The sequence below is a fragment of the Acinetobacter sp. YH12040 genome (genome assembly GCF_013420005.1).
GTDB lineage: Bacteria > Pseudomonadota > Gammaproteobacteria > Pseudomonadales > Moraxellaceae > Acinetobacter > Acinetobacter amyesii.
Map to the genome: position 1 here is coordinate 31,063 of NZ_VOZB01000011.1, position 15,751 is coordinate 46,813.

A 15,751-nucleotide genomic window follows, 5' to 3' on the forward strand; every position below is an offset into this window, starting at 1 on the left:
TTTTTATAAAAAAGCCGCAACGTTGCGGCTTTTTTATTGTCTAAATCAAAAAAATGAAGATTTTCAGATATTTCTAGGGTTTTTACATCAAAATGATAAGCGATATCACAAATATAAATGAGAATGATTATTAAAATTAATTGCAATATTGTTTGTGTTGGTTACAATGTGCAACACCTTATTCTAGATTTCTCCATAACTTAGCCACTTTGGGAACAACCAAATGACCAAGCATCTCCTCCGTTCAACACTTACACTTTCAGTACTAAGCGCAATGGTAAGCCTCAGCCATGCGAATGAAGCAGCAGAAGCAGTCGATGAATCTGTAGTTAAAATGGAAACTATTGTTGTTACCGCAGCAGAACAGGTTAAACAATCATTAGGTGCTTCAAAAATTACGGCAGAAGATTTAGAAAAAATGCCGGTTGTGAATGATATTTCAGAGTATGTGCGCCGTATGCCGGGTGTGAATTTGACTGGTAACAGTGCCACAGGCCAACGTGGTAATAACCGTCAGATTGATATCCGTGGTATGGGGCCTGAAAACACGTTGATCTTAATTGATGGCAAGCCAGTAAATTCGAGAAACTCAGTACGTTATGGCTGGCGCGGTGAGCGTGATACACGTGGTGATTCGAACTGGGTACCTGCAGATGCTATTGAATCAATTGAAGTGCTGCGTGGTCCAGCTGCAGCGCGTTATGGTTCAGGTGCGATGGGTGGTGTGGTCAATATTAAAACCAAGAAAGTGACCAACGACGTGCATGGCTCGGTGGAGGTTTTTACCAATCAGCCCGAAGATGCTAAAGAGGGCGCAAGTCACCGTGAGAGCTTTAACTTAAGCGGGCCAATTCTTAAAGATGTTCTTTCATATCGTTTATACGGTAGTTATAACAAAACCGATTCAGATGCTGCGGATATTAATGCATTAATGGACAATGGCGCGCGTATGGCGGGTCGAGAAGGCGTTGAAAATAAAGATATCGCAGGGCGCTTGGCTTGGCAGTTGAATGATCAACAAGTCTTGATGTTTGACGCAAGTGTTGGCCGCCAAGGCAACCGTTTTGCAGGCGACAGTCAAAACAGTGTATTTGATCCAGCCGATCCAAACAAAGCACCAATTTTATCCGCTTTAATCGGTGAAGAAACCAATACCATTTATCGTGATAGTTTTGCATTAACCCATGAAGGTACGTGGGGTTGGGGCGATAATAAACTCATTGTGCAATATGACAAAACCAAAAATAAACGCCTACCTGAAGGAACAGGCGGTAGTACTGAGGGACAGATTAATAATCTCGAGAATAAACAAACGTCACATCTAGAAACCATTCGCTTTAATGCAGAAGCCAATCTGCCGTTCCAATGGTATGTCCCACAAGTATTAACTTTAGGTGCTGAATGGATTGAAGATGACTTTACCGATACGGTTAATACACAAGCTGGCGCAGGCGGTTTTGGTGATGTGCTGACTTCAGGTGACCGTTCACACATGGATTCACGGATTGCGTCGGCCTATATTGAAAACAATATGAACTTGGGCGAAAGCACCGATGTTGTTTTGGCACTACGCTATGATAATCATAGTAAATCGGGTGATAGCTGGAGTCCAAGTCTCAATATTACGCAAAAGCTTGGAGACTATTGGACATTAAAAGGTGGTGTGGCTAAGGCGTATAAAGCACCTAATATGTACCAAAATGCAGAAGGTTATCTGTTAAGCACTCGCGGTAATGGCTGTCCGATTGGGCTGAGCCAATGTCTATTACAAGGTAATGGCGATCTCAAACCTGAAACTTCAGTGAATAAAGAATTAGGTGTACAGTTTGAAAAAGACATCGTAAATGCAAGCTTTGCATGGTTCCGTAATGATTATAAAAATAAGATCGTTGCAGGGGATACACGTCTAGAAGAACTGGAAGTAAATGGAACAACATATAATGTACTGCGTTGGATGAATACGCCAGAAGCCTTGGTGGAAGGTGTTGAAGGAAGTATTTCTTTGGACTGGGGTGATATCACGTGGACCAATAACGTCACCTATATGATCAACTCTGAAGATAAACGTACTGGCAATCCACTTTCAGTGATTCCAAATTACACCATAAACTCTATTTTGAACTACAACATCACGGATCGATTAGACAGTAACTTTGTCTATACCCAATATGGTCGTCAAAAACCACGTCAATATGCAGAAACCAGTCTTGAAAGCAAAAATGGCTTGGCGATGGATAGCGTGAAAAGTTATGGCATTGCAGGCATTAACTTTGGTTATAAATTTAATGCGGCTTTAAGTGCTCGTATCGGTGTGAATAACCTATTTGATGAGCAAAAACTGCGTGATAAAACGGTCAACCAAACATATAACGAGCCGGGTCGAGCTTATTATGCAAGTTTGAAATACCAGTTCTAAATATGTCCAAAAGAAAAGCCGCTTAACGCGGCTTTTTTTATGTTGGGATATTTAAAATTTTCAGTGCTTCACTTGAGTAGTAGAATTGTTCTAAATAGAGACGTGAACGCTCACGCAAATAACCCGACTCAATCATTTGTTGAACGATAGGATTGAGTAAGTTTTGAAGTTCATGCTGAATCAGTGCTTCATCAATATTTAAATCACGTAGCAATAAATCAAAAGGGCGTTCTGCATTGCGCACGTACCAAGCGTATACGCCATCATGCACTTGCTGTTTCATATACTCAGACTGTCGCATAAAGTCCCAAATTTCATGACCCATGGCAACTGTTTGCGGCAAGTCCTGAACTTCAACATAGTTCTTTAATACCGAAACTGGCAGCGCTTTAATTTTATGCCATAAATTGGCTTGAAAGTGGTACAGCTTATGATCATCAAAGTGCTGATTTAACACGGTTTCACTCATTTGACTGAGCTTTAAAATATTCTTTTGCAAGTATTTGCTGACAGCATTATCTAAATTGGTATCTGTGACATTTTCCAGTACCGATTTCCCCATTTTCATAAATCGTGAAACACCGGGTACCGATTTTGCAATCACTGAGTTGTCTAAATAATCTTGTATCGCATGTTGAATCAACTGACTGATCATGGCTGAAAATGCAGGATTATTGACCATGGTATGAATTAAACGCTGACGATGTCCTTGTTTACTTGCCACATACTGCGCAATTTTATCGATGGTCAACACAGGAATGATTTCGGCAATCGTGGTGCTGTCATTTGCAGGATGAATCAGTGCAAATTTGATATGTTCAGCAATTTGCTCAATCAGAAATTGACTTGCAGGGGTATTTAAAATTTGTTTCTGCAACAAAGCATTGATTTGATCAAAACTCCAAATCTGCTGCAAAGATTGTTTACGAAACCATTGATAAAAATGGGTGAATTCAGTGGCTACGGTATCATTGTGTGAAAAGCTCTGATCTAAAAAGTTCAGTTGAGCGTCAATCAACTGCTCAATCATCGGGTTTTTCTGCATACTTTCCCTGAAGTCCCAGTCATGGGTATCTAAAAATGGCGAATGCTCAGTTTAACTGAATCAGTTTATCTACCAAAGGGTTTTTAAACTTTTGACTTTTCGCAAGGAAAGGTAAGTAATGGTCTGCAACTTGTTGTTCGGCTTCTAAGATTGGCATATGACCGACGTTATTTAAAATCACAGGGGTTTCTGCACGTTTCAGTAAAGACTTGAGTTCGCCAGCCACTTCCACATTAAAGATTTTATCTTGTTTGCCCCAAAGGATCAGGGTTGGTGCTTCCACCGTTCGTGTTAATCGGGCAAAAGTTTCAGGGGTGTAGATTCGATTGAGCGTGACGACTTGATCGATCATTTTACTGGTGAAGGGCGCACGCGCAATTAAGATATTCTCCTGCGCTTCTTTAAGCTGTGTCGGAACATTGGGCGGATTTTGCATGAGTTTATGCATGACATCATCTAAATCACCCGGTTTTGAAACGATTAAATTTTTAAGTTTATACGGGTCGCGGGTGTAACTGGTATTGGCCTGTTTATAAATGCCCGCGCTGTTGAGTAAAAATAAACTTTGGGTATCAAAAGGATATTGAGAGGCATATACCGTGGCAATGGAACCACCCAATGAGTGACCTGCAACATTCAGTTTATCTTCAATATCTATTTTAAGGACAAACTGGCGTAGTTGTTCCGTGACATTCGGCACTGAGACATCAAAATCGACCGGCACATGTGTATCGCCATTGGCCGGAAGGTCGGGGATGATCACGTGATAGTTCGGTGTTAAATAATGCGCAACACGATTCCAATTATCACGTGTGCCGCCTAAACCATGAATCAGCAAGATGGTCGGTTTAGAGCGTTGACCGCCTTCGCTATAACTCCAATTCACATTGCCGACTTGAACACTATGTGTGACTAAACCTGCCGCTTTACGCTCTTGGCTCAAATAATTTTGCACGATAGAGGGTACGGCAAAGTTTTTGCTGATGGGAGACGGATTTGCAGCCAAAGTGTTGTTGGCAGTAAACGTCATACAGCAAATTGTTGCTAGCTTGAAAAAGCCAAAAACGCGTGAATGATGTCCTTTCATTGACGTTTACCCCAGTTAAATCGAATCGATATATTTTTTAGATCATTTATATGACTATTATCAGAATGGGCTGAAATAGTAAAAGCGTATATTTATGAAATATATTGTAAATTAAAAATGACCTTTGTCATCCATTGCTTTTTTGACGTGGTTAAACTTGCGTTTTAATAATGTGAACCATTACAGAAAAAACAATTTTTTTTGATGAATGTGGAGTAGCATTTTCTATCAAGTTACATCGTCGTAGAAAAAATTCACAGCAATTGTTTTTGCAAGTGACAATCGATTCGACTGGGATTAAAATATTGCAACTTCGGATAAGGGTAATTAGAACATGCTAACAGCAGCAGAAGCTTTAGATCGTTTAAAAAAAGGGAATCAACGTTTTGTAGACGGTGAAACGAATCACCCAAAGCTTTTGACGCATCAACAACGTGCTGAAATGGCCGAAAGCCAAGAACCTTTTGCGATTATTTTAGGGTGTTCAGACTCACGTGTTCCTGCTGAAATGGTATTTGACCAAGGCTTAGGCGATTTATTCGTGATTCGTGTTGCAGGTAATATTGTGGCACCGTCTCAAGTCGGTAGCGTGGAATTTGCAGCAGAAAGCTTCGGTTGTCCTGTGGTCATTGTATTGGGCCATACACACTGTGGCGCGATTCATTCTACGATTGAAGCTTTAACTAACCCTGCGACACCACCATCAGCTAACTTGATGTCGATTGTGAATCGCGTTCGTCCATCTGTAGAAATACTTATGCAAACTGAATTGAAAGATGACCTTGAAAAACTTTCAATGCATGCAGTACGTTCAAACGTTTTTGCATCAGTAAATCAACTGCGTCATGGTTCAGCAGTCCTCGAAAACTTAATTGCGCAAGGCAAATTAAAAGTTGTGGGCGCTGAGTATTCACTCGAAACGGGTGAAGTAAGCTTCTACGATTTCTAAGCAAACTACAGTAAATACAAGATTTAAAAAAAGGCGCTCAAATGAAGCGCCTTTTTTTAACGAATCCATTTTCACCCACTAAATTTATAAGCTGGCTTTAATCAATGGATAAGCATTATTCAGCAAAATTGGTTGCGCTTTGGCATTTGGGTGAATTTGATCTTGTTGCATCAAATTTTTATGCCCCGCCACGCCTTGCATAAAGAAAGGTAATAATTTGACTTTGTACTGTTGGCTCAACACTTGATAGTTATTTTCAAAAGCTTGGCTATATGCCTTGCCATAATTCGGTGGAATTTTCATTCCAAATAAAATCACTTTCGATTTGGCCTGTTGGCTTTTTTGAATCAGCTGCGCTAAGTTTTTTTGAATTTGTGCAGGGGGCTGTCCGCGTAAACCATCATTACCACCTAATTCAATCACCACAAGGTTTGGACGATGAGTTTGCAACAGTTTGGGGAGTCGCGCTAAAGCACCACTGGTGGTTTCACCGCTGACACTTGCATTGACCACTTTATGTTGTTTCGGATACTGTTGGTCTAGACGTTTTTGTAATAAGTGGACCCAACCTTGCTGCACTGAAACACCGTAACCTGCACTTAAGCTATCGCCCAAAATCATAATGGTTTTGGCAGAGAGCAGCATCGGGCAGAACATCAGTGCAATAGCCAGCAAGTAACTCAATAGACGATTATTTTGAATGCGATTTTGCATATAGGGAAGATATGACCCAACTCACGACAGATGTTGACATCATGCCACAGGCGATTATTTCTGCACAGCAATTGACACAAAAGATACAACTTCCACAAAAACAGTTATCGATCTTTGAACAACTCGATCTTGAAATATTTGCAGGGGAACAAGTTGCGATCACTGGTCGTTCGGGTTCAGGTAAATCCACCTTGTTGGGGATTTTGGCGACCTTAGATCAGGCCAGTTCGGGACAATTACGGGTCTGTGGTCAGGACATTCATCTATTAAATGAAGAACAGCGTGCTCAAGTCCGTTTGGCCCATATTGGTTTTGTCTTTCAGTCTTTCCAGTTGTTGCCACATTTAACGGCACTGGAAAATGTCATGCTACCGCTACGGTTACAAGCAAATTTTCAGGTCAAAGCTGCCGAAGAAAAAGCATTAAAACTGTTAGCAAAGGTCGGACTAGAACGCCAAGCGCATCAAGCCCCTAAAGTTTTATCGGGTGGTGAGCAGCAACGGGTTGCGATTGCCCGTGCTTTGGTGAGTGAACCCGATCTGATCTTTGCAGATGAACCGACAGGTAATTTAGACAGTGCAACGGCACAGGAAATTGAACAACTGTTATTTCAGTTAAATCGTGAAATGGGAACCACTTTGGTATTGGTGACGCATGATGCCGATTTGGCCCGTCAATGTCAGCGCCACTTTGAATTGGTCAATGGTCAATTGATTGAGCATCGAACAGGAGATGCTGCATGAATCTTTTGGCATTGTTTCGACCACTCTTACAGCTGAGTTTTAAAACTACGGGTGTGTATTTATTATTGATCGCACTGACCTTGGCGATCAGTGCCACCACTGCTTTAAAGTTTAGCAATGTACAAATTCAAAATGCTGTAGCGCTACAAGCTGCTGAAATGTTGGCAGCAGACTTGGTGCTGATAGCCAATGAACCAATTCTACAAGAGTGGAAACAACAAGCCAAAGCACAGCAATTAAAACAATCGAATGTCACGCTATTTAGCAGCATGGCGCACACTGATCAGCAATTTGTCATGGTCAATGTCAAGGCCGTTGATGCCGCATTTCCATTACGAGGTGAACTCGAAACAGAACCGAAACTAAACCGTTCTATACAAGCAGGTGAGGTCTGGTTAAGTCCTCGTGCCATGGATTTATTGGGTGTAAAGGTTGGAGATCAGATCAATATTGCTGATGCTGCTTTTCAAGTCAGTGCCAAAATCATTCATGATACCAATCAAGAGCTTGGCTTCAGTGGTTTTTCACCGACAGTTATGATTGCGCAGTCTGAGGTGGCGAGAACCAATGCCATTCAAGTCGGGAGTCGGATTGAATATCGCCTGTTAATGGCAGGAGATGCACAAAATACCCAGCGCTTTGAAAAACTGTATAAGCAAAAATTTGGTGATCAAAGCGAAGACCGTTCCGCTAACTCAGATCATACGCAGGTTCAGGATGCAGCTCAAAGCAGTTTAAAAATGAGAAATGCCAGTGAAGGCAATACTCGCTTAATGAAGCCGATTGCAAACCTAGAAACGTTTTTACAACTGGCGAATATTTTAACCATTCTACTTTGTGGTATCGCCATCGCATTAACCAGTCAGCGCTATGTCCAACAAAATCAGGATGCCATTGCACTGATGCGCTGTATTGGGTCGACCAAACAGCAAATATTAAGTGCTTATTTGGCTTTACTGTTGGTTGTACTCGGGCTTTCAATCCTGTTTGGAAGTTTGATTGGTCTGGGATTGGGTTATGGCTTATTGCAACTGATGCTACAGCTGATTCCAAATTTACAATTAGAGTTTTCAGCCCTGTCTATGCTGCTTGGCCCACTTCCAATTGCAATATTCACCAGTGCGATTGTGCTATTAGGATTTGTTCTTCCGAGTCTTTGGCAATTATTAGGGACGCCGCCAGCACGGGTGATACGACAACAAGAGCGTTCTGTACGTTCCATGCTTTGGATGCTCAGTTTCGGAACACTCAGTTTGGTGGTGTTTTGTGTGGTTTTAACTGAAAATTTACAACTCACGCTGTGGCTGATTTGCGCCATCATCTTCCTGTGTATCGGCCTATATATGATGGTCTGGCTGAGTTTGAAAGCCTTAAAAAGTTGGGGGAGGAAAATCTCAGCATATATACGTACACCGTATCAAACGGCATTTCAAATTACTGCATTGGCATTAGGGCTAAGTCTGATCACGGTTTTAGCGGTATTACGTACAGATTTGCTGGAACGTTGGCAACAACAATTACCACAAGGGACACCTAACCAATTTGTCTATGGATTACCGCCATTTGAGTTGCAGGATTTTAATCAACAACTCAAGCAGCATGGTTGGCAAGGGACGCCGATGTACCCGAATATTCGTGGACGATTAGTTGCCAAAAATGATCTCCCTTTTTCGGATGCCTTAATTAAAAGCAATAATTCATTACGCCGTGAATTAAATCTTACGCAGGCTGCAACTTTTCCAAAAGATAATCAAATCATCGCGGGCAGTCAGCACTTTCAACAGGTTAACGAAGTATCGGTAGAAGTGAAAACCGCACAAGAACTGGGTATTCAAATTGGAGATCGACTGAGTTTTAGCCTTCCTGAAGGGATTTTACAAGCCAAGGTGATCAACCTTCGCAGTGTGGAGTGGGAAAGCTTTAGTCCAAATTTCTTCTTTATTTTCTCTCCCCAAACCATGGATGAAAATGCCGGCAGCTATTTGGGGAGTTTCTATGTTCCACCGCAAGATAAAAATCAGTTAATTGATCTGATTCAGCAGTTTTCGAATACCGTGTTTATTGATGTTAGTCTAATTTTGGATGAGATCAAACGCATCGTCAGCGTATTGGTTCAGATTATTACTATCTTGGCGCTATTGGTCAGTATTTCAGGCATTTTGGTCTTGATCGCATGTTTGAACTTATTTATGGATGAACGCAAAAAAGAAGTGGCATTACTGCGTTCCTTTGGCAGTTCCAAGCAAAAATTAAAGTCGATGCTCAGTTTGGAAGTCGGTTTGATGGGGCTAATTTCGGGTGTTGTGGCATGTATTTTTGCTGAAGTGATCAGCGCGATTGTCAGTTATAAAATGGAATTGGTCATCCAGCTACATGCCGAGATTTGGTTGATCCTCCCACTGGTAATGACCTTAGTCTGTACATTGATCGGACGTTATCGCTTAAGTTATCTTTGCGATATTCCACCCTTAGAAAGTTTGCGTGAACTGAATAGTTAAGGGTGGAGATGGTTAACAGCCGAGCAAGTTAAGAGTGGAGCAAGAACCTAGTGCGTAGTTTGGATTTAGACAAGATTTGATGTGTTTTCAACATGTGTGTGTATAGCCACAGGGTTCATTCCACAGTTTAACGTGCTGTGAGCGATTGCTTCATCAGCAGGATAAAGTGTTCCCAAAGCGGTAAAATCGGTTGGATTAATTGTTGGCAATGCAGATAAAACAGGTAGCATCCGACAGCTGCGGCTATAAGACCGATCATTTGAATGAGCAGGGATTGATGTAATTTTTGTCCTATATACCAAATGAAAGCCAAGGCAGCGCCCATCAACATGCCGCCAATATGCGCGGCATTATTAATTCCACTAATCATAAAGCCCATCGCGAGGTTAATGCCCATCACCATCAATAAGGTTTTTTTATCCAGATAAAATTGTTGTTTAGGTAACATCGGAAGCAGCGAAATAATCGTCAACGCTGCACCCAGTCCCATCACTGCACCCGATGCACCTGCACCAATACTTGGGAAAAGCTGCTGATTGGCTGCACCTTCGGCCAATAATGTATAACTGTTTTGAATGGTTAAATACCCACTCAATAAACTTCCCATCAGTCCTGCTAAAACATACAGGCCGAGGAAATAGAAACGACCTAACATTTGCTCGGCAACACTGCCAAAAATATACAAAGCCCACATATTCAACATCAGGTGAATCAGGCCAAAATGAAAAAACATACTGCTGAATAAGCGGATGGGTTCCTCTAAAAAGGTTAAAGGTGCATAATCAGCACCCCAACGCAAAGCATCCAGTGTGTCGGGTTGGCTAACGTTCATTCCATGCAGCACTTGCCAGCCAAAGAGTCCAACATTGATGGTAATTAAGAGTGCCGTGATCCACCACAGTTGGATTTGCAGCTTACGGGTTGATACAGCAGGAGGGCTGAGTTCAGACATGCTATTCTTGTACTGTGTCAAAATATTTAAAAATAAGCTTAACATGAAAAAACAGAATTTCTGGAGTAACACACTGACATGAAAGCCTTTATTGTTCGTACATTGTTAATTCTTGTCAGTCTTGTGCTTTTGGTGCAGCTTTGGATCTTTGGTAGTTTGGTGTGGTGGCGTACACATCCTGTGGAATCGACAATGATGATGCGTTTAGATTATTGGTCTGAGCCATCAAAACCGATTAAACACGAATGGCGTGATTACGACCAAATCAGTGATTATGTCAAACATGCTGTTGTTGCCGCAGAAGATGGTAAATTTTTACAACACAAAGGTTTTGATTGGGAAGGCATGCAAAATGCCTTGGAGCGCAATAAAGATAAAGGCAAAGTGGTTGCAGGTGGGTCTACCATTTCTCAGCAATTGGCAAAAAACTTATTTTTATATAATAAGCGGTCATTTATCCGCAAAGGACAGGAAGCCGTTGCAACATGGATGATGGAACGCATGTGGACGAAGCAACGTATTTTAGAGGTATATCTCAACTCGGTTGAGTTTGGGGACAACATCTATGGCGTAGAAGCTGCAACACAGCACTACTTTGGTAAAAGTTCACGGAGTTTGAGCCGAGAACAAGCAGCGTTTATTGCGGCTATTTTACCCAATCCAAAATATTATGATGAAAATCGACAAGATCGTAAGCTAAATTATCGTAAGCGCATGATCCAAAAATATATGCGTTATAGCCATATCCCGGATTAATAACAATCGACACACCCGTCAAATGGCATGGTAGCGATTTGAATTACAACAAAAAGCTCATCTTTATGGGCTTTTTTTATGAAATTGTCACAAATTTGAAGCATACTAAACTGAGTACAGCACACATTTTTTAATATGGGTTTGAAATGAATACCGCAGCTGAAGTCGCGCAAGTACCTACTGAATATACTTATAATGATCGTTATATTAATCGAGAGTTATCGATTCTCGACTTTCATCTGCGTGTGCTCGAACAAGCGGTTGATCCGATACATCCATTACTTGAACGCATGAATTTCTTGCTAATCTTTTCGCGCAATTTAGACGAATTTTTTGAAATTCGTGTTGCGGGAATGATGGAACAGCTAGACTTAGGCAATGAAAGCCGCAGTCCAGATGGCTTAACACCAAAACAAGTATTAGATGAAATTTCTGCGACAGCGCATGCGGCAATTGAGCGCCAGTATCGTATTTTAAATCAAGAAATTTTACCCAAACTGCGTGAAGAAGACATTTGCTTCTTACGTCGTGGTGAATTAACCCCTGCACAATCGGCTTGGGTAAAAAAGTATTTCCAAGAACAAGTTGCACCAGTTTTAACCCCAATTAGTTTAGATCCTGCACATCCATTCCCTCGCTTGGTGAATAAGTCGCTGAACTTTATTGTGACTTTAGAAGGGAAGGATGCGTTTGGCCGTCAGATTGACTTAGCCGTTGTACCTGCACCACGTTCGCTGCCACGCGTCGTTCGGCTTCCTGATGAATTAACCGGTGGCAAAGAGCATCATGTGATGCTATCGGCAATTATTCATGAACATGTCTCTGATTTGTTCCCAGGCATGACGGCGACGGGTTGCTACCAATTCCGCGTGACGCGTAATGCCGATTTGGCTTTGAATGAAGATGTTGAAGATTTGGCTAAAGCCCTCAAAGGTGAGTTGAATTCACGTCGATTTGGTCGCGCCGTTCGCTTGGAAGTGACAGAAAATTGTCCGCAGCATATTTATGAATATTTGCTTGATGAGTTCGATTTAGAAGAAGAGCAACTCTATAAAGTAGATGGACCAGTTAACCTTGCACGTTTACTGTCAAACTTTAAACGTCCACATCTACGTTATGACGCGCATATTCCTGTTATACCGAAAGTACTCAAAAAATCTGAAAACATTTTTAGTGCGATGCAAAAGCAAGATATTTTGCTGCATCATCCCTTTGAATCATTCGCACCGGTAATTAATTTACTGCGTGAAGCTGCACGTGATCCACAAGTTTTGGCCATTAAACAAACGCTTTATCGAAGTGGCGCAGATTCGGAGATTGTGCAAGTTTTAGCGGAAGCAGCACGTAATGGCAAAGAAGTCACCGCTGTAATTGAGCTTCGAGCACGATTTGATGAAGAATCAAACATTGCTGTGGCTAATGTATTACAAGAAGCAGGCGCAGTTGTCGTGTATGGCATCGTGGGCTATAAAACTCATGCCAAAATGATTTTGGTGGTACGCCGCGAAAACAATAAATTGGTGCGATATGTGCATTTAGGTACGGGCAACTATCATGCGGGAAATGCGCGTATCTACACGGATTACGGTCTATTAACCACAGATAAAGAACTCTGTGAAGATGTACATCGTATTTTCCAAGAATTGACTGGTATGGGTAAAATGGCGAAGCTAAAAAAACTGCTGCATGCGCCATTTACCTTACATACTCAACTCATCAATTATATTGATAATGAAATTACTAATGCTAAAGCGGGTAAGTCTGCGCAAATTATAGTCAAGGTTAATGCATTAACAGAAGTTCAGTTGATCAATAAACTGTACGAAGCGTCACAAGCAGGTGTACAGATTGATTTAATTATTCGTTCTATTTGTTGTTTGCGTCCAGGTTTACCGGGGCTGTCTGAAAATATTCGCGTGCGCTCTATTGTTGGGCGTTTTTTAGAGCATACTCGAGTGTATTATTTCAGTAATAATGGTGATTCACGTATTTTCTGTTCAAGTGCAGACTGGATGGATCGTAATTTATTTAATCGCGTGGAAGCCTGTTTTCCAATTGAAGATCCAGCGTTGAAAAAGCGTATTTATCAATTAGGTTTAGTGAATTACTTAAAAGATAATCAGCAAGCTTGGTTGCTCCAAAGTGATGGGCGTTGGATTCGTACGCATGTTCAAGAGGGTGAGGAAGCACACAATTCACAGCATGTGCTTATAGAAGCATTTAAATAAATGCGTTAGAAAAGTAAAAGGGAGCAATGCTCCCTTTATTTTTTTAATTTATAAGTTTTTTTGAATCATTTATCTGAACTAAATTTAGCTGTAGCTACTAATTTTTCGGTAGATATTTTTAACAAAACCATCAATTTGATACGTTGAAAGTTTTAACTCACGGACCATCTGATCTTGAGTCGCGCTATGGCTGACCATATCTAAAATTTGGTATTCAGCTGGATTCAGACTGAGCTGTTTAGGTGCTGCATTTTGCGGACTAAAAGTTTCACTCAATAAAAATTTAGCAAAACTTGGATGCAATGCAGCGCCACCTCTTAAAATAGTTTTCAGTTGGTTGTAGGTGTCTTCCAACGGTTGTTGAATCAACATATAGGCGGTTGCACCTAACTGAATGGCATGTAAGGTTAAATCTGTAGATTGTTCATTGACTAAAATGATGAGATTACTCGAAGGATAAATCTTTTTGATTTTATGGATGAAAGAGATATCAGACTGCTGAGTGATCACTAAAAAAATTAAATTGGGTAATTGATTGAAAATTTGTTGTTCTGCATCTGCTAAGTTTTCTGAAAATGTAATGAGCTCTTCAGGATAACCGAGGTTTCCTAAGATGTTAAACAGCACTGTTTTTGAAGTCATTGCTTGATGATCAATGATCAAAACGGGTACTGGTAATAAAAATTCACTCATCATACATTTCGCTCATTTATTATTTTTAATCAAATTGCATTTCCATAATGTGCATGAAAGTGAATTAGAAAAATATACCTAGAAGTAGTGATTTATATATCAAAGTATAATTAAGTTATTGTGATATAATAGAATTTAATTAATGTATGGTTTTTTGTGTTTTTCATTATGTTGAATGCAAAGATTTATAGTTTTTTCGTTTTTATTTTTAGAATATTGATTAAATAATCATCAGATTTAGATTCGAATTGAAAATAATAATTGAAATGTGAAAGCAGTATTTTGACAACCGATAAATTGAACTGTTTCTGAGATGAGTTAATATTGACTAATTGATTAGTTATTTTAAACATAAATATTAGTAATTATTTAAAATAATGTGATTTATTTCTCATCTATGTTTATTTTATAGCACAAAACACAACTATAAAAAAAGCCCTTTATAAAATGAATCAGAAATACTTTATCTAAAATACCTGAAACTAGTGATTTTAACGAAAGTTATATTTTACTAAGATGTATTTATCTTCTTACTTATCTGGCTAGTGTGAAGATATTGTTGAGGCGATGAATTGAGATATACATCAAGTCATATATTACCTTATCAGGCTACCTATTTGGGTTAGCCTTTTCTTTTTTCTAGAGAATGTATTTTTCATTTTCAATTTTAAACTCATCTCAATGTTATTACTTCTGCATTATTCATTTCTGCCAAATAAAAAAGAGAGCACAGGGCTCTCTTTAATTTTCAAACTGATTAATTAGTGCAGATTGTTAGTGATTTTCTGCAAGATTTGAAGCAATACATCAAATTCACTTTGAAGCGGTGTACTCTTACGTGTTACCAATGCCAATGTGCGTGTAGGACTTGCTTCAATTTCTTTCACAGCCAAATCTTCATTGGCTTTGATCATATTGGTATGAACTGCAATTTCAGGCAATAAGGTAAAGCCTAAATCTGCGGAAACCATTTCAACCAAAGTTGGCAATGAGCTTGCTTTTAATCGATGGTCATTTTTACGTTCACCAATCGGACAAGCACTCAAAGTATGATCACGTAAGCAATGGCCTTCTTCAAGCAACATTAAACGAGATAAATCTAAGTCGTCTAACGATTTTGCTTGAGCTGCATTTTGGTCAGCTTTGTTGTACACCAAGAACAATTTTTCTTTGTTTACTTCTGCAACTTTCAAGCTACGTGTATCAAAAGGAAGAGCAAGTAATACGACATCTAGATTACCGTGCTCAAGTTTCTCAACAATTTTTTCACTTTGTGCTTCATGTAAGTGCAATTGAATTTTTGGTAATTGCTTATGCACTTCTTCTAATAATGGCGCAAGTAAGAACGGCGCAATAGTAGGAATGACCCCTAGATGTAAATCACCCGTTAGAGGTTCGCTCATTTCACGACTTAAACGCATTAGGTCTTGCGCATCTGCCAATAGAACTCGGGCTCGTCCGACAACTTGTTCGCCAAGAGGAGTTAAACGCACGTTTTGACGGTCGCGTTCTACCAATACGCCACCTAGTAAACGCTCAAGTTCCATGATCCCGCCAGACAAAGTAGACTGGGTGACAAAAGAACGACGCGCAGCTTCAGTAAAGTGTAGCGTTTCTGACAGTGTTACTAGATATGACAGCTGTCTTAAGGATGGTAATGCAGCCATAGT

General features: G+C 40.3%; 12 protein-coding genes. 6 read left to right on the plus strand and 6 right to left on the minus strand.

What is annotated here, in order from left to right:
- Window positions 1-223: 223 nt before the first annotated feature.
- Window positions 224-2,416 carry a TonB-dependent siderophore receptor gene (locus tag FTT99_RS12585; protein ID WP_180132020.1) on the plus strand — a complete coding sequence of 731 codons (2,193 nt, stop codon included), beginning with the start codon at window positions 224-226 and terminating at the stop codon, window positions 2,414-2,416.
- Between the two features lie 37 nt (window positions 2,417-2,453).
- Here the strand turns inward: FTT99_RS12585 and FTT99_RS12590 are convergent, their stop codons facing one another.
- Together FTT99_RS12590 and FTT99_RS12595 are read right to left on the minus strand one after the other, a co-directional pair.
- Window positions 2,454-3,461, minus strand: a complete 1,008-nt coding sequence (locus FTT99_RS12590) for a hypothetical protein (protein ID WP_180024089.1) — start codon at window positions 3,459-3,461, stop codon at window positions 2,454-2,456.
- 46 nt (window positions 3,462-3,507) lie between these two features.
- The gene (locus FTT99_RS12595; RefSeq protein WP_373684601.1) at window positions 3,508-4,548 is read right to left on the minus strand and encodes an alpha/beta fold hydrolase; all 1,041 of its coding nucleotides are present in this window, start codon (window positions 4,546-4,548) and stop codon (window positions 3,508-3,510) included.
- 334 nt (window positions 4,549-4,882) lie between these two features.
- Between FTT99_RS12595 and FTT99_RS12600 the strand changes: the two genes are divergently transcribed.
- The gene (locus FTT99_RS12600; RefSeq protein ID WP_111884438.1) at window positions 4,883-5,497 is read left to right on the plus strand and encodes a carbonic anhydrase; all 615 of its coding nucleotides are present in this window, start codon (window positions 4,883-4,885) and stop codon (window positions 5,495-5,497) included.
- Window positions 5,498-5,581: 84 nt separating this feature from the next.
- Here the strand turns inward: FTT99_RS12600 and FTT99_RS12605 are convergent, their stop codons facing one another.
- The gene (locus tag FTT99_RS12605; protein WP_180132018.1) at window positions 5,582-6,211 is read right to left on the minus strand and encodes an arylesterase; all 630 of its coding nucleotides are present in this window, start codon (window positions 6,209-6,211) and stop codon (window positions 5,582-5,584) included.
- A gap of 11 nt (window positions 6,212-6,222) precedes the next feature.
- Between FTT99_RS12605 and FTT99_RS12610 the strand changes: the two genes are divergently transcribed.
- Window positions 6,223-6,954 (plus strand): ABC transporter ATP-binding protein, encoded by a 732-nt coding sequence (locus tag FTT99_RS12610; RefSeq protein WP_111884437.1) that lies wholly within the window; start codon window positions 6,223-6,225, stop codon window positions 6,952-6,954.
- Window positions 6,951-9,452 carry an ABC transporter permease gene (locus tag FTT99_RS12615; protein WP_180132017.1) on the plus strand — a complete coding sequence of 834 codons (2,502 nt, stop codon included), beginning with the start codon at window positions 6,951-6,953 and terminating at the stop codon, window positions 9,450-9,452. The genes FTT99_RS12610 and FTT99_RS12615 overlap by 4 nt, the downstream gene beginning before the upstream one ends.
- A gap of 127 nt (window positions 9,453-9,579) precedes the next feature.
- Here FTT99_RS12615 and FTT99_RS12620 read toward each other — a convergent pair whose 3' ends face one another.
- Entirely contained in the window at window positions 9,580-10,404 is an 825-nt protein-coding gene (locus FTT99_RS12620; protein ID WP_180107562.1) for a rhomboid family intramembrane serine protease, read from the minus strand.
- A gap of 78 nt (window positions 10,405-10,482) precedes the next feature.
- Here FTT99_RS12620 and mtgA point away from each other — a divergent pair, with 78 nt between their 5' ends.
- On the plus strand, window positions 10,483-11,160 hold the full coding sequence (gene mtgA, locus FTT99_RS12625; protein WP_078193019.1) for a monofunctional biosynthetic peptidoglycan transglycosylase: 678 nt from the start codon (window positions 10,483-10,485) through the stop codon (window positions 11,158-11,160).
- A gap of 146 nt (window positions 11,161-11,306) precedes the next feature.
- Window positions 11,307-13,388 (plus strand): polyphosphate kinase 1, encoded by a 2,082-nt coding sequence (gene ppk1 / locus FTT99_RS12630; protein WP_111884435.1) that lies wholly within the window; start codon window positions 11,307-11,309, stop codon window positions 13,386-13,388.
- 84 nt (window positions 13,389-13,472) lie between these two features.
- Here the strand turns inward: ppk1 and FTT99_RS12635 are convergent, their stop codons facing one another.
- Complete coding sequence (locus tag FTT99_RS12635; RefSeq protein WP_180107563.1) at window positions 13,473-14,084, minus strand: response regulator transcription factor; 612 nt, start codon at window positions 14,082-14,084, stop codon at window positions 13,473-13,475.
- Between the two features lie 758 nt (window positions 14,085-14,842).
- On the minus strand, window positions 14,843-15,748 hold the full coding sequence (oxyR, locus tag FTT99_RS12640; protein ID WP_180132111.1) for a LysR family transcriptional regulator OxyR: 906 nt from the start codon (window positions 15,746-15,748) through the stop codon (window positions 14,843-14,845).
- Window positions 15,749-15,751: the final 3 nt, after the last annotated feature.